The 20758-nt window shown below is 62.3% G+C and carries 19 protein-coding genes; 12 read left to right on the top strand and 7 right to left on the bottom strand.

Features of this window, described 5'->3' with window-relative positions; all coding sequences use genetic code 11:
• Positions 1 to 25 precede the first annotated feature (25 nt).
• A complete protein-coding gene (locus KA354_12220) occupies positions 26 to 790 on the bottom strand; it encodes a metallophosphoesterase family protein (protein ID MBP7935403.1) in 765 nt (254 codons plus the stop codon).
• 150 nt (positions 791 to 940) lie between these two features.
• Here KA354_12220 and KA354_12215 point away from each other — a divergent pair, with 150 nt between their 5' ends.
• Positions 941 to 1420, top strand: coding sequence for a metallophosphoesterase family protein (locus KA354_12215; protein ID MBP7935402.1), 480 nt, complete (start codon positions 941 to 943; stop codon positions 1418 to 1420).
• 33 nt (positions 1421 to 1453) lie between these two features.
• Positions 1454 to 2644, top strand: coding sequence for a M20/M25/M40 family metallo-hydrolase (locus KA354_12210; protein ID MBP7935401.1), 1191 nt, complete (start codon positions 1454 to 1456; stop codon positions 2642 to 2644).
• Positions 2645 to 2720: 76 nt separating this feature from the next.
• On the opposite strand, the gene KA354_12205 is transcribed toward KA354_12210, so the two are convergent.
• From KA354_12205 to KA354_12195, 3 genes are all read right to left on the bottom strand, one after another.
• Positions 2721 to 3461: an RluA family pseudouridine synthase gene (locus KA354_12205; protein ID MBP7935400.1), complete on the bottom strand. Its 741-nt coding sequence runs from the start codon at positions 3459 to 3461 to the stop codon at positions 2721 to 2723.
• Positions 3462 to 3808: 347 nt separating this feature from the next.
• Entirely contained in the window at positions 3809 to 5521 is a 1713-nt protein-coding gene (locus KA354_12200; GenBank protein ID MBP7935399.1) for a glutamine--tRNA ligase/YqeY domain fusion protein, read from the bottom strand.
• 178 nt (positions 5522 to 5699) lie between these two features.
• Complete coding sequence (locus tag KA354_12195; GenBank protein MBP7935398.1) at positions 5700 to 6746, bottom strand: PKD domain-containing protein; 1047 nt, start codon at positions 6744 to 6746, stop codon at positions 5700 to 5702.
• Between the two features lie 614 nt (positions 6747 to 7360).
• Between KA354_12195 and KA354_12190 the strand changes: the two genes are divergently transcribed.
• From KA354_12190 to KA354_12150, 9 genes are all read left to right on the top strand, one after another.
• Positions 7361 to 7531: a hypothetical protein gene (locus KA354_12190; GenBank protein ID MBP7935397.1), complete on the top strand. Its 171-nt coding sequence runs from the start codon at positions 7361 to 7363 to the stop codon at positions 7529 to 7531.
• A 109-nt stretch (positions 7532 to 7640) separates the two neighbouring features.
• Positions 7641 to 9554 (top strand): sodium:solute symporter family protein, encoded by a 1914-nt coding sequence (locus KA354_12185; GenBank protein ID MBP7935396.1) that lies wholly within the window; start codon positions 7641 to 7643, stop codon positions 9552 to 9554.
• Positions 9555 to 9622: 68 nt separating this feature from the next.
• Complete coding sequence (locus KA354_12180) at positions 9623 to 11236, top strand: hypothetical protein (protein MBP7935395.1); 1614 nt, start codon at positions 9623 to 9625, stop codon at positions 11234 to 11236.
• Positions 11237 to 11298: 62 nt separating this feature from the next.
• A complete protein-coding gene (locus KA354_12175; protein MBP7935394.1) occupies positions 11299 to 11628 on the top strand; it encodes a hypothetical protein in 330 nt (109 codons plus the stop codon).
• Positions 11629 to 11681: 53 nt separating this feature from the next.
• Entirely contained in the window at positions 11682 to 13298 is a 1617-nt protein-coding gene (locus tag KA354_12170; GenBank protein MBP7935393.1) for a thiamine pyrophosphate-binding protein, read from the top strand.
• A gap of 17 nt (positions 13299 to 13315) precedes the next feature.
• Positions 13316 to 13801, top strand: coding sequence for an indolepyruvate oxidoreductase subunit beta (locus KA354_12165; GenBank protein ID MBP7935392.1), 486 nt, complete (start codon positions 13316 to 13318; stop codon positions 13799 to 13801).
• A gap of 39 nt (positions 13802 to 13840) precedes the next feature.
• A complete protein-coding gene (locus KA354_12160; GenBank protein ID MBP7935391.1) occupies positions 13841 to 15175 on the top strand; it encodes a phenylacetate--CoA ligase in 1335 nt (444 codons plus the stop codon).
• Between the two features lie 64 nt (positions 15176 to 15239).
• Positions 15240 to 15674 (top strand): amino acid-binding protein, encoded by a 435-nt coding sequence (locus tag KA354_12155; protein ID MBP7935390.1) that lies wholly within the window; start codon positions 15240 to 15242, stop codon positions 15672 to 15674.
• Positions 15675 to 15742: 68 nt separating this feature from the next.
• Positions 15743 to 17086, top strand: a complete 1344-nt coding sequence (locus tag KA354_12150; GenBank protein ID MBP7935389.1) for a phenylacetate--CoA ligase — start codon at positions 15743 to 15745, stop codon at positions 17084 to 17086.
• A 51-nt stretch (positions 17087 to 17137) separates the two neighbouring features.
• On the opposite strand, the gene KA354_12145 is transcribed toward KA354_12150, so the two are convergent.
• From KA354_12145 to KA354_12135, 3 genes are all read right to left on the bottom strand, one after another.
• Positions 17138 to 18121, bottom strand: a complete 984-nt coding sequence (locus KA354_12145; protein ID MBP7935388.1) for a redoxin family protein — start codon at positions 18119 to 18121, stop codon at positions 17138 to 17140.
• Positions 18122 to 18327: 206 nt separating this feature from the next.
• Positions 18328 to 19341, bottom strand: a complete 1014-nt coding sequence (locus KA354_12140) for a redoxin domain-containing protein (GenBank protein MBP7935387.1) — start codon at positions 19339 to 19341, stop codon at positions 18328 to 18330.
• Positions 19342 to 19580: 239 nt separating this feature from the next.
• Positions 19581 to 19781 carry a hypothetical protein gene (locus tag KA354_12135; protein MBP7935386.1) on the bottom strand — a complete coding sequence of 67 codons (201 nt, stop codon included), beginning with the start codon at positions 19779 to 19781 and terminating at the stop codon, positions 19581 to 19583.
• Between the two features lie 146 nt (positions 19782 to 19927).
• Here KA354_12135 and KA354_12130 point away from each other — a divergent pair, with 146 nt between their 5' ends.
• Positions 19928 to 20743 (top strand): M55 family metallopeptidase, encoded by an 816-nt coding sequence (locus tag KA354_12130; GenBank protein MBP7935385.1) that lies wholly within the window; start codon positions 19928 to 19930, stop codon positions 20741 to 20743.
• Positions 20744 to 20758: the final 15 nt, after the last annotated feature.

The raw sequence follows: 20758 nt of genomic DNA, 5'->3' as shown, positions 1-20758 counted from the left end.
TGCCGGGGGCCCGCATGGATACCGGCTAGCGGCCTTCAAGCAGCCGGTGTCCGAGGAAGTCGTCCAATTCCGGGGTGTTCAGGATCTTGTGAACCACCTTCTCGATGTCGTATTCGACGCGGAGGAACTCCACCCGGCCGTCGTCATCGACCAACCCGTAGGCAGCCCGCGGGTCCCGGTCCCGGGGCTGACCGACGCTGCCGATGTTGATGATGACCTTGTCATCCTCGGCTAATTCGTAGACGCCCGGTTCGGCCAATTCTTCGGGTGATTCGAAATAGGGGTCGTCAACAAAAACGCCCGGGACATGGGTGTGCCCGATGAAGCATGCGATGTTCTGCAGGCGTTCGAAGTTGGCCATGAGCTTGTGGGGGTTGGAGTAGACGTCGTCGGCGAAAAGGTACTCGTTGACTGGTCGGCGGGGCGAGCCGTGGACGAAGAGCATATCCTCATAGACCGCCCGAACGGGTAGTTTGCCGAGGAATTCCCATCTCCGGTCTCGAAGGGCCTTCTTGGGTTCGTCCTCGAGGATTTGCCGGGTCCAGTAGCAGGCTCGTTCCGCTCCGACGTTGAAATTATAGGGCTCGTAGAACACGGCATGGTCGTGGTTGCCGCAGATGGCGAATTCGCAGCGTTCGATGACGAGGTCGACGCACTCGCAGGGGTTGGGGCCGTATCCCACGATGTCGCCGAGGCAGACGATCTTATCGACGCCGCGGGTCTCGATGTCGGCCAGGACCGCGTTCAGGGCCTCGATGTTGCTGTGAATGTCGCTGATAATGGCGAACATGCGTTCATTACCCCATGCGTCCGTGCCGGACCGCTCCTGGCCGGCGGATTGCCGATCTGGCCTTAAGCCCGACGGCGAAAGGGGATATGCTACGGGCAATCCTGCCCGCAGGCAAATGAGCCATGGGGAGTGCGAATGAGGCTGGGGATCATGTCTGACAGCCATGGTCGGGTGGCCCTGGTGCGCCAGGCCCTGGCGGTTTTGAAGGTGGCGGGGGCGCAGGGCGTCGTGCACTGCGGGGACGTTGGCGGGCTTGAAGTCCTTGATGAATTGCTGGGTTGGCGATGCTGGTTCGTCTGGGGCAATACCGACCGTCCCTGGCCGAGTTGGGAGCATCATGTGAGGGCTTTGGGTCTGCCCTGGCCGGACGGGCCGTTGAGTCTGACTCTTGCCGGCAGGAAGGTGGCGGTTTTCCATGGCCATGAACCCGGGATCCAGGCGGCGGCCGATTCTGGTCGTCACGACTACCTGTTTCACGGTCACACCCACCAGCGTGACGACTATCGGCGGGGTACCCTGCGGATCATCAATCCGGGCGCGCTGCACCGGGTGTCGGTACCCACGGTGGCCCTGCTTGACCTAGGCAGGGATGATCTGGCATTTCTCGAGGTTCCTGACCCGGGTCGCTGACGAGAGCCGGGTTCACCGGTACAATCGCCGGGTATGGAACGTCTCAGCGAGATGGAGAAGGATCGGGTCCGGGGGCTGCTGGCCGATTTGGTGCGGATTGACAGTGCGGTCACCTCGACGGAGCAGGCCAACCGGGACCGAACTGAGGAGCGGATTGCCGATTTCGTGAGCGACCGTCTTCGGCGTATGGGCATGACCGTCGCGCGTCAGGAGGTTTTCCCGGGTCGGCCCAACCTGATTGCCCACTGGCGGGAGAGGGTCACGGGTAAGCGGCTGGTGCTCGAGGCTCATCTGGACACGGTGACCGTCGAGGGGATGACGGTAGAGCCTTTTGCCGCCGAGGTGCGTGACGGGCGGATGTACGGTCGGGGGACATGCGACACCAAGGGTTCGATGGCCGCCTTCCTGACTGCACTGGAGTTGGCCTACCATGGGGACATGTTGCCGGCCGACCAGATCTACTTTGTGGCGAGCATGAGCGAGGAGACGGGGTGTGACGGGGCGGCGGCCCTGATGGACTACGGATTTCGGGCTGACGCGGCGATCGTTGGCGAGCCGACGGGGTGTGAACTGGTGACCTGCCACAAAGGTCCGTTATGGATGGAGGTTGAGACCCGCGGCCGTTCCTGTCACGCCTCTGTGCCCGACCGTGGGGTGAACGCCATCGATCTGATGGCCAGGGTGGTTGAGTTCACGCATGGTCCGTGGCTGGAGTACATCCGGCAGGTCAGCCATCCGCTGCTTGGTCGTTCAACGGCCCAGGTTACGCTCATCCAGGGAGGGGCGAAGGGCAACATCATTCCGGCCCGATGTCGGGCCTTCATCGACAGCCGGCTGATTCCCTGGAAGGCCTCGTCGGAGCTGCTGGCGGATTTTGAACGGATGTTGGCTGCGTATGTGGGCGACGAGCGGTGTTTCGCGATTGAGAGCGTCCGTACGCTCGCCCCGCTGGACACCCCGGTCGATGGGCCCTTGGCGCGCCGGCTGCTGGATCTGTGTCGCGAAGCCAACGGTCAGGAGGGGCCGCGAGGGGTGAACTACTTTGCGGACAGCGGTCCGTTCAGCAGCGCTGGCATTCCCTCGGTACTGATCGGCCCGGGCGACATTGCCCAGGCTCATACCGCCGACGAGTATCTGGATCTCGATCAGCTCTACCAAGCCACGGAAATCATGCTCACCCTACTGACGCAGAACGCGGGGCGGTCGATACTCGCGGAGTCATGAGGGCAGCTTTCCATCGTGGGTGGATCCCGACCGGTCGGATGGGGGGGGTGGCCGCCGTGGCCGGATCGACGGTTTCTCACAGCCGGCGCAACTGGTTCAGGGTTGTTCGAAAATCCTTCGGGAGTGGAGCCTCGAAGGTGACCGGCTCTCCGTTTGCCGGATGGATGAACCTGATCCGGGCGGCGTGGAGCGACAGTCGCCCGATGAGTGGTCTTTCTTCGTGGCGGGTGCTGGGATGGTAGTCTGTCTTGAGCGATGACAGCATCAGGCCGGTCGTGTGGCCGTAGAGGGGGTCGACGGACAGGGGATGGCCGATCGCGGCCATGTGGACGCGGATCTGGTGCATCCGTCCGGTCAGTGGTTGACATTCCAGGAGGGTGTTACCTGCCACGCGTTCGACGACGCGGAAGAGGGTACGTGAGGGTTTGCCACCGAGGGCCCTGACCTCGGCTCGGGTTCCGCTGGGGTCGGTCAGGATGGGCAGGTTGATTTCGCCGTCGGCCATGACGTGTCCCTGGACGAGGGCGAGATAGACCTTGTCGATGGTTCGGTTCATGAATTGCTCGGTGAGTGCGCGCTGGGCCTGTGGTGTTCGGGCGAAGACGATCGTGCCGCTGGCGTCGCGGTCCAGGCGGTGAACGGTATGGCAGGGTTCGTCGAGCGGTACCAGCCCGCTCGAGCGGAGCAAGGCGGGCAAGCAGTTTTCTTTTTCCCGGCCGGGGACGGACACGATGCCTGCGGGCTTGTCGATGACCAGCAGGTGGTCGTCGATGTGCAGGATGGTGGGTACTGGGCCTTTAGGGTGCTTGTGGGGCATTCCTTGTTTTCCTGGGCCGGCCTCCATCGGGTGGCATTGTAGCCGCTTTCGTGTCTCGTGTTCGCATCGACTGGGACGAGTGTCCCGGCCATGAGTCCTGCGACAAGATAGCATCGAAGGGTGTGGGTTGCACGTGGGCTCGCAGGCCTTTTGAATGGTCGGGCGGCCATTTCGTTGGGCCATGACTCAGTAACGTATTCCGTGAGCAGTCGCAGGGGTGCTTTGCAGGCCGTCGCTGGCGGACGCCTGAGGGAGCCCCGGCGGAAGTGCAGCTTGCGCGTTGACTGTTGGCCCGCTCGCGTGCCAGGGACGACGTGGGCCAGGAGGGGGGTATCGGTTCGCGTGGATCAGCTGGACCGTGCCTTTTCGACTTTCGCCCAGGAGTCCTTGAGCGACACCGTCCGGTTGAAGACCAGTGCACCTGGACTGGAGTCCTTGTCCACGCAGAAGTATCCCTGGCGTTCGAACTGGTATTTGCTGCCAGGGGAGGCGTTGGCCAGGCTGGGTTCCAGCTTGCAGCCCCTGAGTGTTTCGAGCGACTTGGGGTTGAGGTTGGCCTTGTAGTCCTGGCCCTGGGGTACGTCGTCGGGATCGGGCCGGGTGAAGAGGTGGTCGTAGAGTCTCAGCTCGGCGTCGACCGCGTGGGTGGCGGACACCCAGTGGATGGTGGCCTTGACCTTACGGCCGTCGGGCGAGTCGCCGCCGCGGGTTTGGGGGTCGTAGGTGCAGTGCAGCTCGATCACTTGGCCGGTGGCCGGATCCTTGATCGCGTTCCGGCAGGTGAGGAAGTAGGCGTATCGGAAGCGGACTTCCTTGCCGACCGAGAGGCGGTAGAACTTGGGTGGGGGGATCTCGCGGAAGTCGTCTTGTTCGATGTAAAGCACCTTGGAGAAGGGCACTTTGCGTGTGCCGGCGGCCGGGTCCTCGGGGTTGTTGACGGCGTCGAGATTCTCGACCTGGTCGTCGGGGTAGTTGTCGATCACGACCTTGAGGGGGCGGAGCACGGCCATGGCGCGCGGGGCCCGCCGGTTGAGGTCGTCGCGGAGGCAGTGTTCCAGCAGGGCGATGTCTACGACGCTGTCCATGCGGTTGACGCCGATTCGCCGGCAGAACTCCCGGATGGCTTCCGGCGTGTAGCCTCGCCGCCGCAGACCGGAGAGGGTTGGCATTCGCGGGTCGTCCCACCCGTCCACGTAGCCGTTTTTGACCAGTTCGAGGAGCCGCCGCTTGCTCATCACGGTGTAGTTGAGGTTCAGCCGGGCGAACTCGATTTGTTGCGGGGCGTAGATACCCAGTTCCTTGATGAACCAGTCGTAGAGCGGCCGGTGGTTCTCGAACTCGAGGGTACAAATCGAGTGGGTGATTTGTTCGATGGAGTCGGACTGCCCGTGGGTGAAGTCGTACATCGGGTAGATGCACCATTTGTCGCCCACATGGGGGTGGCTGGCGTGCAGGATGCGGTACATGACCGGGTCGCGCATGTTGAGGTTGGGCGAGGCCATGTCGATCTTGGCTCGGAGGGTTCGTGAGCCGTCGGGGAATTCGCCTTTTCTCATGCGTTCGAAGAGATCCAGGTTTTCCTCTGTGGAGCGGTTGCGGTAGGGGCTGTCCTTTCCCGGCTGGGTCAGGGTACCGCGGTAGAGGCGGACCTGTTCGCCGTCCAGGTCGCAGACGTATGCCTTGCCTGCCTTGATCATCTGGATGGCCCAGGTGTAGAGCTGGTCGAAGTACTCCGAGGCGTAGTACTCATGGTTGCTCCAGTCGAAGCCCAGCCAGCGGATATCCTCCTTGATCGAGTCGATGTACTCCTGCTCTTCCTTGACCGGGTTGGTGTCATCGAAGCGCAAGTGGCAGCGAGCGCCGGCGGGGGCCTTGTCCTTGTAGTCCTGGGCCAAGCCGAAGTTCAGGCAGATGCTCTTGGCATGGCCGATGTGGAGGTAACCGTTGGGTTCGGGCGGGAAGCGGGTCACGACCCGCCCCCCGTACTTGTTCGTGCGCAGATCCTCTTCAATGATGTCGTGGATGAAACTGGTGGACGGTTTCGTCTCGTTGTCGGCCATGTCGGGTGTTTTCCTTTGCTGGGTGCCCTGTCGACGCGATGGGGGGCGGGCTTCCGGCCCGTTGATCTGTGGTACTGTGGCTCGACTGTGCGTCCTTCGAGTTTCCTCATCGCGTGATCGGGCGGCACTGGAGGCGGATTATAGCCCGGAGTCTTGCTGTCCGGGAGTCGAGCCGGGTTCAGTCCTGGGCGGTTTTGGTGGTCGAAGCTGGGTTGTGGCCCAGACGAAAGCGGGGGACCTGCACCTGGACGCGGCGCACGTGGGGGTTGCCCTTGGTCGGCCACAGGGCGACCCGGACGACATAGGAGCCGTTCTTCTCGTAGGTGTGGGTGGGGCTGGGCAGCGGCGATGTCTCGGTTTGGTCGCCGAAGTCCCACAGGTAGCGAGTTGGCTCGAAAGTGGAGCGGACGCTGAAGGTGAGCTTCATGGGGGTGGTGGGGTCGTCCTTGACACCGACCCGGATCCATGGCCGGTGGGTGGCCGTGTCGCTGAAGAAAGCTACCACCGGTGTCGGTTCGCGGCGGTGGAAACCCGGTCGCTCGAGCACGGTGGGCTCCAGGTCATGGCTCCGCAGCCAAGCGATGCAGTTGGCCGGCTGCATGCCCAGGAGCACATCCTCGGAGCCGAACATGACCTGGATGGGCTGATAGCGATCGAGGAAAGGCACGCAGGGTTCGACGAAAGCGGGGTCGAAATTGCCCTGTCGAACGGAGATGGCCCGGAAGATCTCCGGATGCCGAAGACCGGTGAACAAGACGGCGTAGCTACCGGCCGACCAGCCGGTGAGGAAGATTCGGCTGTCATCGACGGTATAGGCTGCCTGAATGGTCCTGACCAGCCCCAGGATGGCCTGCTCGTCCTGCATCTGGCGGCGGATCTGCTCGGCCGGGGGCGGTGTGAGATCGCCCCGCGTTCCGACCAGGTCAGGCGCGGCCAGCAGGAAACCCCGTCGCTCTGCGAGTCCGCGCCACTCGTTGAACTGGGCGGTGGCCGTGTCATAGGGCGGTGTGCCGTGGCAGGTGATGACCAGAGGCCATCGCCGCGTATTGGTGTAGTTGGCGGGCACGTAAAGGGAGTAGGGGCGTTGGGATTCCGGCTCCCGCTCCTTCACGACCCTACCGGGGGAAGGCAGGTTCTGGACAACCGGGCAGCCCGTCGCGAGGCCGAGAAGGATGACGGAGAGCCCATGGATGCACACGTGCCGTGCCGAAAGCGTGACTGGCAAGACGCAATCTCCCACGTTGCCGTCGCTGTCTCCGTTGAGCCGGAGCAGGAGGGTGGGACCGATTATCGGGCTGCTGGGGCAAGAGTCAATCGTGTCGAGGATGGCCGAAGACGCTTCGCGGGCGGGTCTCCCCCCTCTCGATGATTGCCTGCGGACACCATGAGGTGTCATCCGGTCGGCTCCGGGGTCGGGTGGGTGGAGCGTCCGGTGTGGGGTTCGCGGTTGAGTGGCGTGTGGAGTTGGTGGCTTGAGGCTTGTGCGGGTGTGGCCAGGGGTGAGCCGACGTGGCCGGTTGAGGCCTCGGTTGGGCGTGGGGTGGGTGCGGCCGGGCGCTGATTCGCTCATCAGTACCGGATGGACCGGTCGATACTGGGTGTTATTGGGACCGTCCTGTAGTGCGGCGGGGTTGGTCTAGGCGGAGCGGGAGGGGTTGTGCTTTGCAGTTTTACTGTAAAGCAGATTAGGCGTTTTTTTTGGTGCTGGCGCCTTTCCTCTTGTGGCGCGAGGGGTTATAAAGGTGCCTGGCGCAATCAAGTCCAGGTAAATAGCCGGACGTCCGATCATCGGATCGGCGGGTTCAAGATCAAGCGGTTGCAGAGCGGGAGTCCTGCTCCATGTTCGGAATAGATGATCCCTTCGTCTGGCTGGCGTATGTTCTTTCGATCGCGAGCGTGGTTTTGTGTGTCATTTACGGTCTGTTCACGTGGAACAAGAGTGATGATCCGGTGAGCGTTGAGGACCGGCACTGGGAAGCGCGCGAGAAGAAGACTGAAGAAGAGACGTAAGGTTGTCGGGCAAGGCGTTCCCGTGGCCCGGATGTATTGAGCGTGGCGCGTGTGCTGCGGACGCCGAGTGGAAGGAGATCCCGTGGTGCTGGCGCAGTCCGTGGGATTGATGGAACTCACCTGTGTTGTGGCCTACCTGGCGGTGGTGGCGTATCTGGGTTGGCTGGGTTACCGCAGGACGCAATCGGCCACGGACTACCTGATTGCCGGCCGGAAGGCGCATCCATTCGTCATGGCGATGAGCTATGGCTCCACGTTCATCTCCACCAGTGCGATTGTGGGATTTGGCGGTGTGGCCGGTCTGTTCGGCATGAGCGTGCTGTGGCTGACGGTCTTCAACATCTTCGTGGGGATCTTCGTCGCATTTGTATTCCTGGGCGGGCCGACGCGGCGGATGGGGCATCGGCTAGACGCTCACACTTTTCCGGAGTTGCTAGGGCGGCGGTACAACAGCAAGTTCATTCAGGTCTTTGCCGGCCTGATCATTTTCCTGTTCATGCCCATTTATGCATCGGCGGTGATCATTGGAGGGACCGAGTTCATCTCGTCGGCCTTCGCCATCCCGTACAACGTGGCCCTCCTGTCGCTGAGCGCGATCGTGGCGGTTTATGTCTTGGCCGGCGGGCTCAAGGGCGTGATGTACACCGATGCGTTGCAGGGCGTGATCATGTTCCTGGGGATGGCCACGCTGCTAGTGGGCACGTATTGGACGCTGGGCGGCGTGACCGAGGCTCACCGCGAGTTAACCGCGATGGCTGGGCAGGCGTTTGCGGGCTTCAAAGCGATCGGTCATCAAGGCTGGACGGCGATGCCGAAGTTCGGCTTTGGATGGGGTGGGATCGACCCGGCTGCCGGAAAACCGTCTCCCTTTGACATGTGGTGGATTGTGGTCAGCAGTATGGTCTTGGGCGTGGGCATTGGGGTCTTGGCTCAGCCGCAGCTTGTGGTGCGGTTCATGACGGTCAAGTCGAAGCGGGAGCTGAACCGGGCGGTTCCGACGGGGAGCGTGTTCATCATCATGATGACTGGAGTTGCGTTCACTGTGGGGGCGCTCAGTAACGCTTACTTCTACAAGCATGAGAAGATCGTGGGCCGGATTGTTCGGACGACCGACGAGGCCAAGGTGATTGCCAAGAAGGAGGCCACGGCGGAGGTTCGTGTGCCCTGTGCGCTGATCCACCTCGATGTGGACGGAGATGAGCAGGAGGATGTGCACCTGGTGAAGGAAGGGCTTGGCAAGGCTGCGGCCCTGATGCCGAAGGCGGAGATCCGTGATCTGGGCGATGGGAGGGTGGAGGTGTGTCCCCGGGCCACCAGTTTCACGCGGGCGCTGGTTCGCAAGGGTGAGGACTGGATGTTCAATGTGGACAGCATTATTCCGACCTTCGTGACCAGTTGCATGCCGCGGTGGTTTGAGGTCATTTTCCTGTTGACTCTGTTGGCGGCCGCGATGAGTACGATTTCGAGCCAGTTCCACACTGCGGGGACGGCCATTGGCCGTGATGTATTTGAGCAGGTTCGTGGAAGTGGCGGCGATCCGGGTGGCGGCCACGGCAGCACGCACATTGTTCGCCTGGGCATGATCCTGGGCATCATTCTGGCGGTCATCTTCGCGTTTTACGCTCGCGGCGGATACATCGTCGCTCGGGCGACGGCGATCTTCTTCGGGCTGTGTGCTGCGGCGTTCCTGCCGAGCTTCGTCGGCGGTTTATTTTTCCGGTGCATGACCAAGGCGGCGGCGATCGTTTCGATGTTTGTTGGCTTTGCGGTGTCGCTGTTCTGGGTTTTGCTGGTGAAGGGGAGTGAGGCGGGCTCCATTGGTTTGGTGCAGTGGGTGACCGGTGATCCGAAGCGGGCCAGCATCTTGTCGGCCCACCCCAACTGGCCGGTCGTGGAGCCGATCGTGGTGGCGTTGCCGCTGTCGATCGTGGCGGCGGTCGTGGTCAGTCTATTGACTCGCCCACCGGGGGCGGATCATGTGAGGAGATGTTTCGGGTCAGGGGCTGGCTCGTCGAGTGAGTGACGTTCTATTGCCCGCGTCGACTTGGGCCAGGTCTTTGGACACAAGGCGTTGAAAGGAGTGTCACAGGCATGAGGCAGGACACGAAGATTTGGGTGCTGGCAACGGCGGCCGCGGCTGTCGCATGGGCATGGATGTCGGCCGGTGCGATGGCCCAGGCGACTCAACCCAGTGGTCAGGATGCGGCGTCCGCGGTGAAGGCGGCCGAGAAAGAGCCTGCGGTGGCTCTCAAGCCGGCCGACGCAGCCCAGGGAGCGGACAACGAGATTGAGTCGTTTATCAAGGCGACCAAGAATCCGTTTCCCTGGTTGAATTGGGGGGCGGACATCCGGGCTCGAAACGAGTTTGTCAACAACCTGGGTGGGGTTCGCTCGACCGACCGTCGCGGCAACGTGATGATTTTGAACAAGGACGCATTGAACCACGAGGTAGACTACCAGCGCTATCGGACACGATGGTGGGCCACGGTCACGCCGGTCAAGAATGTCGAGTTTTATGTCCGGTTGACCTGGGAAGGCTGGAACTACTGTGCCCCGGACCGGCTGCCTGACCCGAGCAACGCTCGTCTGGAGGCTTGGGAGCAGCGGCCGGCGCTTTCCCGAGGGTGGATCAGCGAGCGGGACCAGGTTCTCTTCGACAACCTGTACGTCAAGCTGACCGACATCGGCGGCCTGCCAATCACGGTGACGGCTGGGCGGCAGGATATCATCCTTGGGGAAGGGTGGCTGGTCATGGACGGCACGCCGCTGGACGGATCGCGGACGTTCTACTTTGATGGTATCCGGACCACGACCAACCTGAAGGACATCAAGACCACGGTTGATGCCATGTGGTTCCAGATCGATGCCCAGGGTGACGCGTGGTTGCCCATGATGCGCAAGACTGACTGGCCCATGTATGAAACGGAACAGGACGAGATGGGGGCCATCCTGTACGTGACCAACCGGTCAATCCCCAACATGTCGATTGAACCGTATTTCATGTACAAGCAGAACCGGCATGAGGAACCGTCGACCAGCAGACGAAGCGGGACGGACGCTGACATTTACACCTTCGGTACCCGTGTTGCCGGCACGGTCGGCAAGAACTGGAAGTATAGTGCCAACGTGGCGGGTCAGTTTGGGAGCCGCGATGCCCCGACAGGGATTCCCAACAACCAGAACATCTGCGCCTGGGCGACGAACAACCGCCTGTCGTATCTGTTCAATGACAAGTGGAAGAACGAAGTTTACTTCGATTACGAGTACCTGTCGGGTGATCGTTCGCATCGCTATCAGGTGGACGGCACGTACGAGGCGTTTGACGTGCTGTGGGGTCGCTATCCACGATGGACGGAGGGGTATGGCTTCGCGTATGCTGCCGAGTCGCGGGTGTTCGATCTGGGGAACTTGCATCGTTTCGGGCCGGGCTGGAAAGCCTCGCCGACGTCCGCGATCGACGTGGGGCTCTACTACAACTTCCTGTTTGCGGATGAGAACACTGTATACGATCTCAACCCGCAGAACCTCATCTTCGCTGGCGGCGACTTCCGAGGGCAGCTGCTGGTGCCGTACTTCAAGTACGCGTTCAACAACCACATGTTTGCGCGGGTGATGCCGGAGTTCTTCTTCCCCGGCAGCTACTACAAGGATGCCAGCAACGACGTGGGCACGTTTGTGCGTGTTGAGTTTGTTTTCACGTGGTGAGCGGGCCTATCAAGCATACCCTCCTTCTTCGGGTTCGTTACGGCGAAACGAACCCGAGGGGTATGTTATACAACTTGCGGGCCCTGGAGGGGTTTGAGTGCGGGCGCACCGAACTGCTTGGGGCTGGTGGGGTTTCCTGCGCGGACATGGAGCATCGGGGGGTTTATCTGCCGCTGGTTGAATCCGATGTGGAATACTCAGGGCGGGCGCGATACGATGATGTCCTGCGCGTGACCGCGTCCGCAGCGATGTCCGGCCGGGCGAGGCTGCGGTTCGATGTCCGAGTCACACAGGGTGTTGGTGGCCGGTGCGGGGTTCGCGGGTGCACGGTTCGCGCGGTTGCCGGTGCGGCCGGCCGACTCGGCCTCGCGCGTGGTTGTCGGCTTTGGTGAAGGCTTGAGGTTTGCCGAGGGCGGAGGCGCCGTCGGTGCTTGGAGGCGACGGGATGGAGCGGAATCGCTATCTGCTGACCGGCGATGAAGCGGTTGCCCAGGCTGCTATTGATGCTGGGGTTGCGCTTGGTACTGGCTATCCCGGCACGCCCTCGACCGAGATTCTGGAACACTTTAGTTCTCTGGGTGGACGGTCGCGGTGGTCGCCGAATGAGAAGGTGGCGCTCGAGGTGGGTATTGGGGCGGCGTTCGGTGGGGCCCGGGCGCTGGTGACGATGAAGCACGTCGGCCTGAACGTGGCCGCCGATCCCTTGTTCACTGTGGCCTATACGGGGGTGACCGGGGCCCTGGTGGTGGTTTCGGCGGATGATCCGGGGATGGCCTCGAGCCAGAACGAGCAGGACAACCGCCGGTTTGCCGTTGCCGCCGGCGTGCCCATGCTCGAGCCCTCCGATTCGCAGGAAGCTTACGATTTCGCCGCGTTGGCGATCGAGATCTCGGAACGTTGGCGGATTCCCGTGCTATTCCGAATGACCACGCGGGTTTGCCATGCCAAGACGGCCGTGGTTCGGCGTGAGCTGGCCCGGCCCAAGTCGGGCCCGAGCTTCCAGAGAGACATTCCGAGTCGGGTGATGATACCTGCCTATGCCCGTCCGGCCCATCGTCGGCTGCGGCAGAAGCTGGCCGAGATCACCGCCTGGAACGAGACTTCCGGCCCTAACGGGATTGTGTACAGCGGCGACGGCACGCTGGGCATTATCACCTCGGGTATTTCGTACATGCATGCCCGTGAAGCGGCGCCGGAGGCGAGTTTCCTCAAGCTGGGGATGACTTATCCGCTGCCGGTGGAGATGGTTCGCAGGTTCGTGGACACGATTGACCGTTGCGTGGTTATTGAGGAGGGGGATCCCTACCTGGTTGACGCGCTGCGCGCGGCGGGTTTGAACGTCGAGGGCAAGTCGGAGATGTATCGGTTTGGGGAGCTGAATGTCGCCCGGGTGCAGCGGATCCTGGCCAACGACACTTCTCCGGAGGCTCCGCCGCCTCGGGGCAAGCCGCCGCAATTGTGCAATGCCTGCCCGCACCGGACCGGGTTCACGACATTCGCCAAGCTCAACTGCATCGTGGCCGGTGACATTGGCTGTTACACGCTCGGTGTGCTTCCGCCGTTCGAGGCGATGGACAGCTGTGTTTGCATGGGGGCGAGCATTGGTGCGGGTCTGGGGCTGCGGCATGTGCTCCCGGAGGAGCAAGCCCGCCGGGTGATCAGCGTTATCGGGGACAGCACCTTCATGCACAGCGGGATCACCGGGCTGGTGGAGATGGTGTACAATCCGCCGCCGACGGGGCACGTGGTCGTGATCCTGGACAATGGTACGACGGCGATGACCGGCTTGCAGGAGCACCCGGCCACGGGGCGTACGCTGGACCACAAGAGTACGGGCAAGGTCAGGATCGAGGATCTGGCGCGGTCGTTGGGGATTCCGAACGTGGTGGTGACGGACCCGGTGGGCGACCCCGAGGGTTTCGAGGCTTTGCTTCGGCGGGTGTTGGGTGACGGCGGGTTGTGGGTGATCGTGGCTCGGCGTCCGTGCCTGCTGGCGGCCGGCAAGATCAAGGAATACGAGCGACAGGCGGGGGCCGCAGCGGCGTGTTCGTCCGCGTCTTGAAGCAGGGGAGTCATGTGATGGTGGGCAGAGTCACCAACGTGGTTTTCGCCGGGCTTGGCGGGCAGGGTGTGATCAAGGCCTCGGACATCCTGGCGGAAGTTGCCTTTGAGCAGGGGCTTGCGGTCAAGAAGAGTGAGCTTCACGGGATGAGCCAGCGAGGCGGTTCGGTGACGAGCGATGTCCGGTTCGGCCAGGAGGTTTTCAGCCCGATGGTTCCGGAGGGTCAGGCGGACTACCTGGTCGTTCTTGCGCCCGAGGAGTTGGAGAACAGCAAGCGGCATTTACGTCCTGGCGGGGTGTTGGTTGCGCCGGACGCCGTTCCGGCGGATCGGCTGCCGAGCAGCAAGTGTCTGAACATTGCTCTCCTGGGCGTGTTGAGTGCCCATTTTCCTTTTGAGGTCGAGGCGTGGCTGAAGGTGGTGCGGGCCAATCTGCCCGAGAAGCTGCATGAGATGAACGATCAGGCTTTCGCCCTGGGGCGGGAGTCTGGGAAGAAGGTGTAGTGCCCGCGTCGGGCCGTATTCAAGCGGGAGGGCTCTTCGATGACGATTGAACAGTGGAATGATTTGCCCGGCGGTTTTCATCCGGCCAGCGCCATGGACTTTTTGCCGAAGCCGCAGATGCGCGATCTGCAGTTTCGGCGGCTGACGGCCGTTGTTCAGAGAGCCTTCGACAACGTGGGGCTCTTCCGCAGCCGGATGAAGGAACGGGGTTTGAACCCGGCCGATATCCGCAGCCTGAACGACATTGTGAAGCTGCCGTTTTCGCAGAAGACCGATCTGCGAGACACCTATCCGTTTGGCCTGTTTGCCAGTCCGATGTCGGAGATTGTGCGGCTGCATGCCTCGAGCGGCACGACCGGCAAGCCGATTGTTGTGTCCTACACGAAGGAGGACATTGAGGTCTGGGCCAGCGTCATGGTGCGGACGTTTGCGGCCTGTGGCCTGCATCGTGGGGACATCATCCAGAACGCGTACGGGTACGGCTTGTTCACCGGTGGCCTGGGTGCCCACTATGGTGCGGAGGCTCTGGGTGCGACGGTGATTCCGATTTCCGGCGGCAACAGTGACCGGCAGATCATGGTCATGAAGGATTTTGGCGTTACCGCGATCTGCTCTACGCCGAGCTACTTCATCCATCTGATCGAGCGAGCCGGCGAGATGGGCATCGACATGCACGATCTTCCGTTGCGGGCGGGCATTTTTGGCGCCGAGCCCTGGACGGAGCAGATGCGCAAGCACATCGAAGCGGGATCGGGCATCAAGGCTTACGACATTTACGGCCTGTCGGAGATCATTGGTCCCGGGGTGGCCTCGGAAGCGGAAGGTCAGGATGGGCTGTTCATCTTTGAGGACCACTTCTATCCGGAGATTGTCGATCCTCAGACCGGCGAGCCGCTGCCCGAGGGTGAGGAGGGTGAGCTAGTTCTGACCACGTTGAGTAAGCGGGCCATGCCGGTTATCCGGTACCGCACGCATGACATTACCGCGTTCTTGTCCGGGCCGTCGAAGTGTGGGCGGACCCTTTGCCGGATTCGGCGGATCGGCCGGCGCAGCGACGACATGTTCATCATCCGGGGGGTGAACGTGTTCCCGTCGCAGATCGAGGCCGCGCTGCTGAGTGTGGAGGGCACGTTGCCGCACTATCAGATTATCCTGACCCGGGACAAGGGGCTCGACCAGGTTGAGGTGCAGGTTGAGGTTACCGCGGAGATCTTCAGCGACAAAGTCAAGGCCATGGAGCAGGTTCAGGGCAAGCTGGCTCACGCGGTCGAGCGCACCCTCGGTATTCGAGTCAAGATTCGTCTGGTTGAGCCTCACACCATCGAGCGGAGTCAGGGCAAGGCCAAACGGGTGATCGACAAGAGGAACATGTGAGGGTGAGATGATCGGGCCGGTCAGTCATCCGGGCGGAGTTCCCGGGAAAGGATCGAGGTGAGCCATGAAAATCCAGCAGTTGTCACTGTTTCTCGAGAACAAGCCGCGCACGCTGCGAGTGCCCACGAAGGTGCTGGCCGATGCCGGCATCAACATTCTCACGATGTCACTGGCGGATACCGAGCAGTTCGGCATTCTCCGCCTGATTGTGCAGGACGCCCCCAAAGCCAAGGCGGTCCTGGAGAAGGCCGGATGCGTCGTCAATCTGACCGAGGTCATTGCGGTTGAGGTTCCCGACCGGCCGGGTGGTCTCGACGGCGTCCTGGCGGTCATCGAGCAGAGCGAACTGAACATCGAGTACGTGTACTCGTTCACTGCCCGCAGGGGTGACCGTGCGGTCATGGTGTTCCGTTTCGACAATCCCGACCAGGCATTGAAGACGTTGACCGCCAAGCGAGTGGGCGTGATCACCGAACTCGAGCAACTGACGAAGGACTGATCCGGCGGTGGTCTTCCTGTCGGGCGGAGCCGGGCTGCGGGTGTCCATGAACCGGATGGAAACGATTCATGCCAGAGTTCAAAGTCGAGAACCGGGTCTGGGATGCCGAGGAGACCATGTCCCGCGACCAGTTGCGGGCGTGCCAGCTCGAGCGGTTGCGGTCTTGTGTGGCCCGCGTTTCGGCGGTGCCTTTCTACAAGGAGGCCCTGGCCCGGCTGGGTGTTGGGCCGGAGTCGATCCGGACGCTGGATGACATCCGCCGGCTGCCCGTCACCACCAAGGAGGACTTTCGGCGTCATTACCCGCTGGGCCTGCTGGCCGTTCCCCGGGAGCAGGTGGTTCGGATCCACGGTTCCTCCGGGACGACGGGCAAGCCGGTGTTCGTGGCCTACAACGCCGCTGACATGGTTCTCTGGTCGGATCTTTGCGCTCGGTTCCTGGTGGCTGGCGGGCTGCGCCCGGAGCACATGGTGCACATTGCTTTCGGGTATGGCTTGTTTACCGGCGGGTTCGGTCTTCACCAGGGCGTGGAGCGGGTTGGAGCCGCGATTGTTCCGGCGGCGGCGGGTAACACGAATCGCCAGATTCTGCTCCTACAGGACCTCAAGGCCGACGTTCTCATCTGTACGCCCAGCTACGCCCTCAACATTGCGGAGGTTGGTCGCGAGCAGGGGCTGAGCCCTGGTGACCTGAAGCTCCGGTACGGTCACTTTGGTGGCGAGCCCTGGACAGAGGACATGCGTGTGCGGATTGAGGCCGAGCTGGGCATCCATGCGTTCAACAACTACGGCCTGAGCGAGGTCATGGGTCCCGGCGTCAGCGGGGAGTGCGCTGTTCAGAACGGCATGCACCTGCAGGAGGATCATTTCCTCGTCGAATGCCTGAATCCTGACACTCTTGAACCGGTTCCGGTGGGCGAGAAGGGTGAGCTGGTGATCACGACGTTGACGAAAGAGGCGATGCCGGTGCTGCGATACCGCACGCGGGACATCGCTTGGCTGGACTCCTCTCCCTGTCCCTGCGGGCGGACGACGGTGCGAATGAGCCGGGTGGTGGGCCGCTCAGATGACATGCTGATCATTCGCGGCGTGAACGTTTTCCCGTCTCAGATCGAGGAAGCCCTGCTGCGTGTCGAAGGGACTGCTCCGCACTACGTCATCGAGCTGGATCGTCCGGGTGCCATGGATGAGGCCAAGGTCAAGGTTGAGATCCGGCCGCAGGACTTTTCGGATCGGATCAGCGAGCTGCGGGCCTTGAAAGGCCGGATCGAGCGAGAGATCGGGATCATTACCGGCATTCACATCGAGGTCGAGTTGGTCGAGCCGCACAGCCTGGAGCGGACTGTTGGGAAGGCCAAGCGGGTAATTGACCACCGGCAGGTTCGCATGTCTGACGGTTCGTCGCCCGGTTGATGCAATTGCGGCACACCTGACCTGTCGGCGGTCACGGGCCGTGGTCGCCGCTCACTTGGCGGGCTTAGCGGCCGGTGTCTCGGCGCTCTTCAGTTCGCGCTCGTATGTCTGGAGTGTCTTTTTGAGGGCGGCCTTGCCGGCGGGCGTTTTCTCGAGTTCGACGGCTTGCCGCTGAATCTTGAGGGCCTCCTCCTTGCGGTTACTGTCCCAGAGTGCCCGGGCATAGGTGTCGAGGATGTTGGGGTTCTTGTTCTCGGTCAGTTCGACGGCCTTCTGGGCGGCCTTGAGGGCGAGTTCGACATCCCGGTTCTTGAACTTCTCGTCGGTGAGAATCGTCCAAGCGAAGCTGTTGAGCACGTTGGGGCTTTTGGCGGCAAGGGTGACGACTTCATCGCCAATTCGTCGGGCGTCCTTCAGCATCTTGGCCTTGCCATCGGCGGTCTTGGCGGCGTCGGCTCGCGGGATCAGGGAGAAGTAGACATCGGCTCGCTTCTCGGCTTTCCGGCCTTGCTTGGCGGCCTCGAGGTCGTACTTGCCCTCCATCACCTGGTCGATCACCTCGTCCAGTCCGTCGAGCGGGTTGCCGTTCCAGATGATCAGCCCGGCCTTGTCCACGACGCATGCGAAGGGGATGCCACGGGCGCCGAAGCCGCCCATATAGGCTTTGGTGGTGGCGTGGGCCTTGTCGATGGCCACGGTGTACTGCATCTTGTCGCCCATCTTCTGGAGGAACTCCTTGACGACGCCGGGTTGTTCGTCGGTGATGCCGATGACCACGAGGCCCTTGTCCTTGTACTTGGCCTGCATCTCGGTGAGGTGCGGGATGCTCATCTTGCACGGGCCGCACCAGGTTGCCCAGAATTCCACGACGAAGACGTTTTTGCCCTTGCCGGCCCTGAGGCTCTGAGCGTTTCCCTTGGCCCATTCGCTGATCTGCAGGGCGGGAGCGGGACTGCCCAGGTCAAGTGCGAAGGTGGAGGTGGTGGTGACAAGGCCGGTCAGGGCGAAGGCGAGGAGGGCGAAGCGGGATCGCATGGATCTACTCCTATCCGTCAAGTCAGAATCGGGACGAAAGCCATACAAGCCTCAAGATGGGTATCCTACCGGGAAAGCGGATGACCGGCAATCATCTGGCGGTGAAGCGTCGGGGACAACGGCGGCCGGGGGTTGGGCCTGGTCCTCGGGCTGCGGCCCGGGCGGAGTGGGGCGTGACGGCTGGGGCGGGGGCCTGGCCGGGTGGGTCATTTGGCCGGCTTGTCCTTTGTGGCGGGGGTAGCTGGGGGTTGGCTTGCGGTGGGCTTGTCGCCGTCCAGGCTCTGCTCATATTCCTTGAGCGTCGCGGTCAGCTGCTGCCTGATCGTCGGGTCCTTGGCCAGGGCGACGGCGTCCTTCTGGTGTTTGACGGCTTCGTTTCGTTTCCCTGTCTCCCACAGGACGCGGGCGTAGGCATCGAGGATGGCGAAGTCCTTTCCGCCTGCCAGATCTTTGGCGGTACTCGCGGCCTTGAGGGCCAGTTCGCGATCGCGGATCTTGAGCTGCGGGTGCAGGAGGATGTTGAGGGCGAGGATCGAGAGCACCTTGGGGTTCTTGTCGGCCAGCTTGAGGATTTCGTCGCCCGTCTTGCGTGCGTCCGAGGCCAGTTTGTCCTTGTCCTTGGTGTTTGAGGTCTCGGAAGCCTTGATGAGGGTACCGAAGTAGGTGTCGAGCATCTTGACTGCCTTGGCGCTGCGTTTCGCGGCCTCCACGTCGAACTTACCGTTGACCACCTGTTCCAGTGTGTCGTCGAGTTCCTCGAAAGGCGAACCGTGCCACACGATTGTGCCACTTTTGTCGACGATGCATGCGTAGGGGATGCCGTTAACGCCAAAGCCTCCCAGGTAGGTCCGCATGGTTGTGCCGGCCTTGTCGGCAGCGACGGTGTAGACCATCTTGTCGCCCATGTTCTTCATGAAAGGCCTGATGGTACCGGGCGGCTCGTCGCTGATTCCGATAATGACCACCTCCTTGTCCTTGTATTTGGCTTGCAGTTGGGTGAGATGCGGGATGCTCATCTTGCACGGGCCGCACCAAGTGGCCCAGAACTCGAGGACATAGACGGTTTTGCCCTTGCCGGTCTTGAGGTCGACGGCCTTGCCGGCCACCCACTCCGTGATCTGCAGGGGGGGGGCCGGGTCGCCCACATCGAGTCCGAGGACGGGCGAAGCTGCCGGCGTTGCGGCGAGGATCAGGATCATCAGCGTCGAACGTAAGCGCATATGGACTCCCATGAAAGGCGTTTGGAGCGAGGTCACACTCGGGTGGCCCCCAGGTGGAGCATTGTAGCGGGAACACGTCGGCTCGAACAACGGGGCTGCTCGCCCGGTCGGCATCTCGCAGGAAGCTGGCGCGGGGGCGGGTTTACCGACGGCCCGCTCTGCAGCATTTTCCCATCGGACGCACGGGGTTGCGTCTGAGCATCCGAGGGTGGCGTCTTCGTGCCGCGAGGAGAGGCCGATCAGGGCGGCGCCGTGGTCTCGGCGAGTTCCTCGTTTCGCAGGCGTGGAAGCAGCCCTTCCAGTCGTTGCCGGTACTCCTTGAGGTACTCCCGGAATCGGCTGGTACTGGTGTGGTGGATCTCGGGTCCGAGTGCGGAGATCTTCTGCTCCACCAGATCGGACAGGACGTCACATTCGGCGGCGGTGAGTTCGATCCGCATGGGACACCTCCTTGACATCCTATTTTAGACCTGTGGTGGGCTTGGGGGTACGCCCGGGGCGAGGTTGACCCTGGCGGGGCGGCTCAGTAGTCTTACGGGCCCGGATCGCGGTTGGATGGGATGGTTGTTCCGGCAGGAGATTGGCTGTGAACGTGTTCATTTCGGCTGATATTGAGGGCATTTGTGGGGTGATGGCCCAGACCCATTGGTCCGCGGATGGTGCGGACTACAAGCGAGCATGTGGCTGGATGGTGGAAGAGGTGAACGCGGCCGTCGAAGGGGCGGTTGAAGCGGGGGCCAAGCGGATTGTGGTCAAGGACTCCCATGGTGCGGGTACGAATATTGAATTGGAGCGGCTTCATCCTTTCGCGGAGCTGATCAGTGGATGGGGACCTCTCCGGAGCATGGTTGAAGGGATCGACGAGACCTTCGACGTTGTATTGCTCATCGGCTACCACGCGCGGGCGACGACGGCCGGGGGGACGCTGGCTCACACCTGGTCGAGCAATGTGATGGCCCTGGAGGTCAACGACAAGCCCCTGGGCGAGACCGGGTGGGCTGCGACCTTTGCCGGTCATTTTGGCGTTCCCGTCGTCATGGTGACCGGCGACGACAAGCTTGTGGCCCAGGTCAAGGAGGAGCTTCCCCAGGGCGTGTACACGGTGATGACGAAGACGGGCTGGGGTCCCAATGCCGCCCGCATGCGTCCGATACAGCAGGTTCGAGACGAGATTCGCCGCACGGCGGCCAAAGCGGTGCTTGACGCTGAGTCGATCCCGCCCCTCAAGCCCGGTTTTCCGGCCGCGCTGAGGATTCGGTTTCGCAACTGGGAAGGTTTGCACGCTTGTGAAGCGGTGCCGCATGTTCGGAGAGTGGATCCGCAGACGTTTGAGTGTCGGGTGGCAGACGCCCTCGAGGCTCAGAAGTACTTTGCCACGCTTCACCGCCTGGCCAACACCTGACTCGAACGGGACCTG

The organism is Phycisphaerae bacterium (assembly GCA_018003015.1).
In the GTDB taxonomy this organism is placed as follows: Bacteria; Planctomycetota; Phycisphaerae; order UBA1845; family PWPN01; genus JAGNEZ01.
This window is presented reverse-complemented; position numbering and strand designations above follow the sequence as displayed.

Bases quoted from the DNA above. Each gene is read 5' to 3' on its own strand.
- KA354_12220 (MBP7935403.1), bottom strand. From the start codon at position 790: ATGTTCGCCATTATCAGCGACATTCACAGCAACATCGAGGCCCTGAAC.
- KA354_12215 (MBP7935402.1), top strand. From the start codon at position 941: ATGTCTGACAGCCATGGTCGGGTGGCCCTGGTGCGCCAGGCCCTGGCG.
- KA354_12210 (MBP7935401.1), top strand. From the start codon at position 1,454: ATGGAACGTCTCAGCGAGATGGAGAAGGATCGGGTCCGGGGGCTGCTG.
- KA354_12205 (MBP7935400.1), bottom strand. From the start codon at position 3,461: ATGCCCCACAAGCACCCTAAAGGCCCAGTACCCACCATCCTGCACATC.
- KA354_12200 (MBP7935399.1), bottom strand. From the start codon at position 5,521: ATGGCCGACAACGAGACGAAACCGTCCACCAGTTTCATCCACGACATC.
- KA354_12190 (MBP7935397.1), top strand. From the start codon at position 7,361: ATGTTCGGAATAGATGATCCCTTCGTCTGGCTGGCGTATGTTCTTTCG.
- KA354_12185 (MBP7935396.1), top strand. From the start codon at position 7,641: ATGGAACTCACCTGTGTTGTGGCCTACCTGGCGGTGGTGGCGTATCTG.
- KA354_12180 (MBP7935395.1), top strand. From the start codon at position 9,623: ATGAGGCAGGACACGAAGATTTGGGTGCTGGCAACGGCGGCCGCGGCT.
- KA354_12175 (MBP7935394.1), top strand. From the start codon at position 11,299: ATGTTATACAACTTGCGGGCCCTGGAGGGGTTTGAGTGCGGGCGCACC.
- KA354_12170 (MBP7935393.1), top strand. From the start codon at position 11,682: ATGGAGCGGAATCGCTATCTGCTGACCGGCGATGAAGCGGTTGCCCAG.
- KA354_12165 (MBP7935392.1), top strand. From the start codon at position 13,316: ATGGTGGGCAGAGTCACCAACGTGGTTTTCGCCGGGCTTGGCGGGCAG.
- KA354_12160 (MBP7935391.1), top strand. From the start codon at position 13,841: ATGACGATTGAACAGTGGAATGATTTGCCCGGCGGTTTTCATCCGGCC.
- KA354_12155 (MBP7935390.1), top strand. From the start codon at position 15,240: ATGAAAATCCAGCAGTTGTCACTGTTTCTCGAGAACAAGCCGCGCACG.
- KA354_12150 (MBP7935389.1), top strand. From the start codon at position 15,743: ATGCCAGAGTTCAAAGTCGAGAACCGGGTCTGGGATGCCGAGGAGACC.
- KA354_12145 (MBP7935388.1), bottom strand. From the start codon at position 18,121: ATGCGATCCCGCTTCGCCCTCCTCGCCTTCGCCCTGACCGGCCTTGTC.
- KA354_12140 (MBP7935387.1), bottom strand. From the start codon at position 19,341: ATGCGCTTACGTTCGACGCTGATGATCCTGATCCTCGCCGCAACGCCG.
- KA354_12135 (MBP7935386.1), bottom strand. From the start codon at position 19,781: ATGCGGATCGAACTCACCGCCGCCGAATGTGACGTCCTGTCCGATCTG.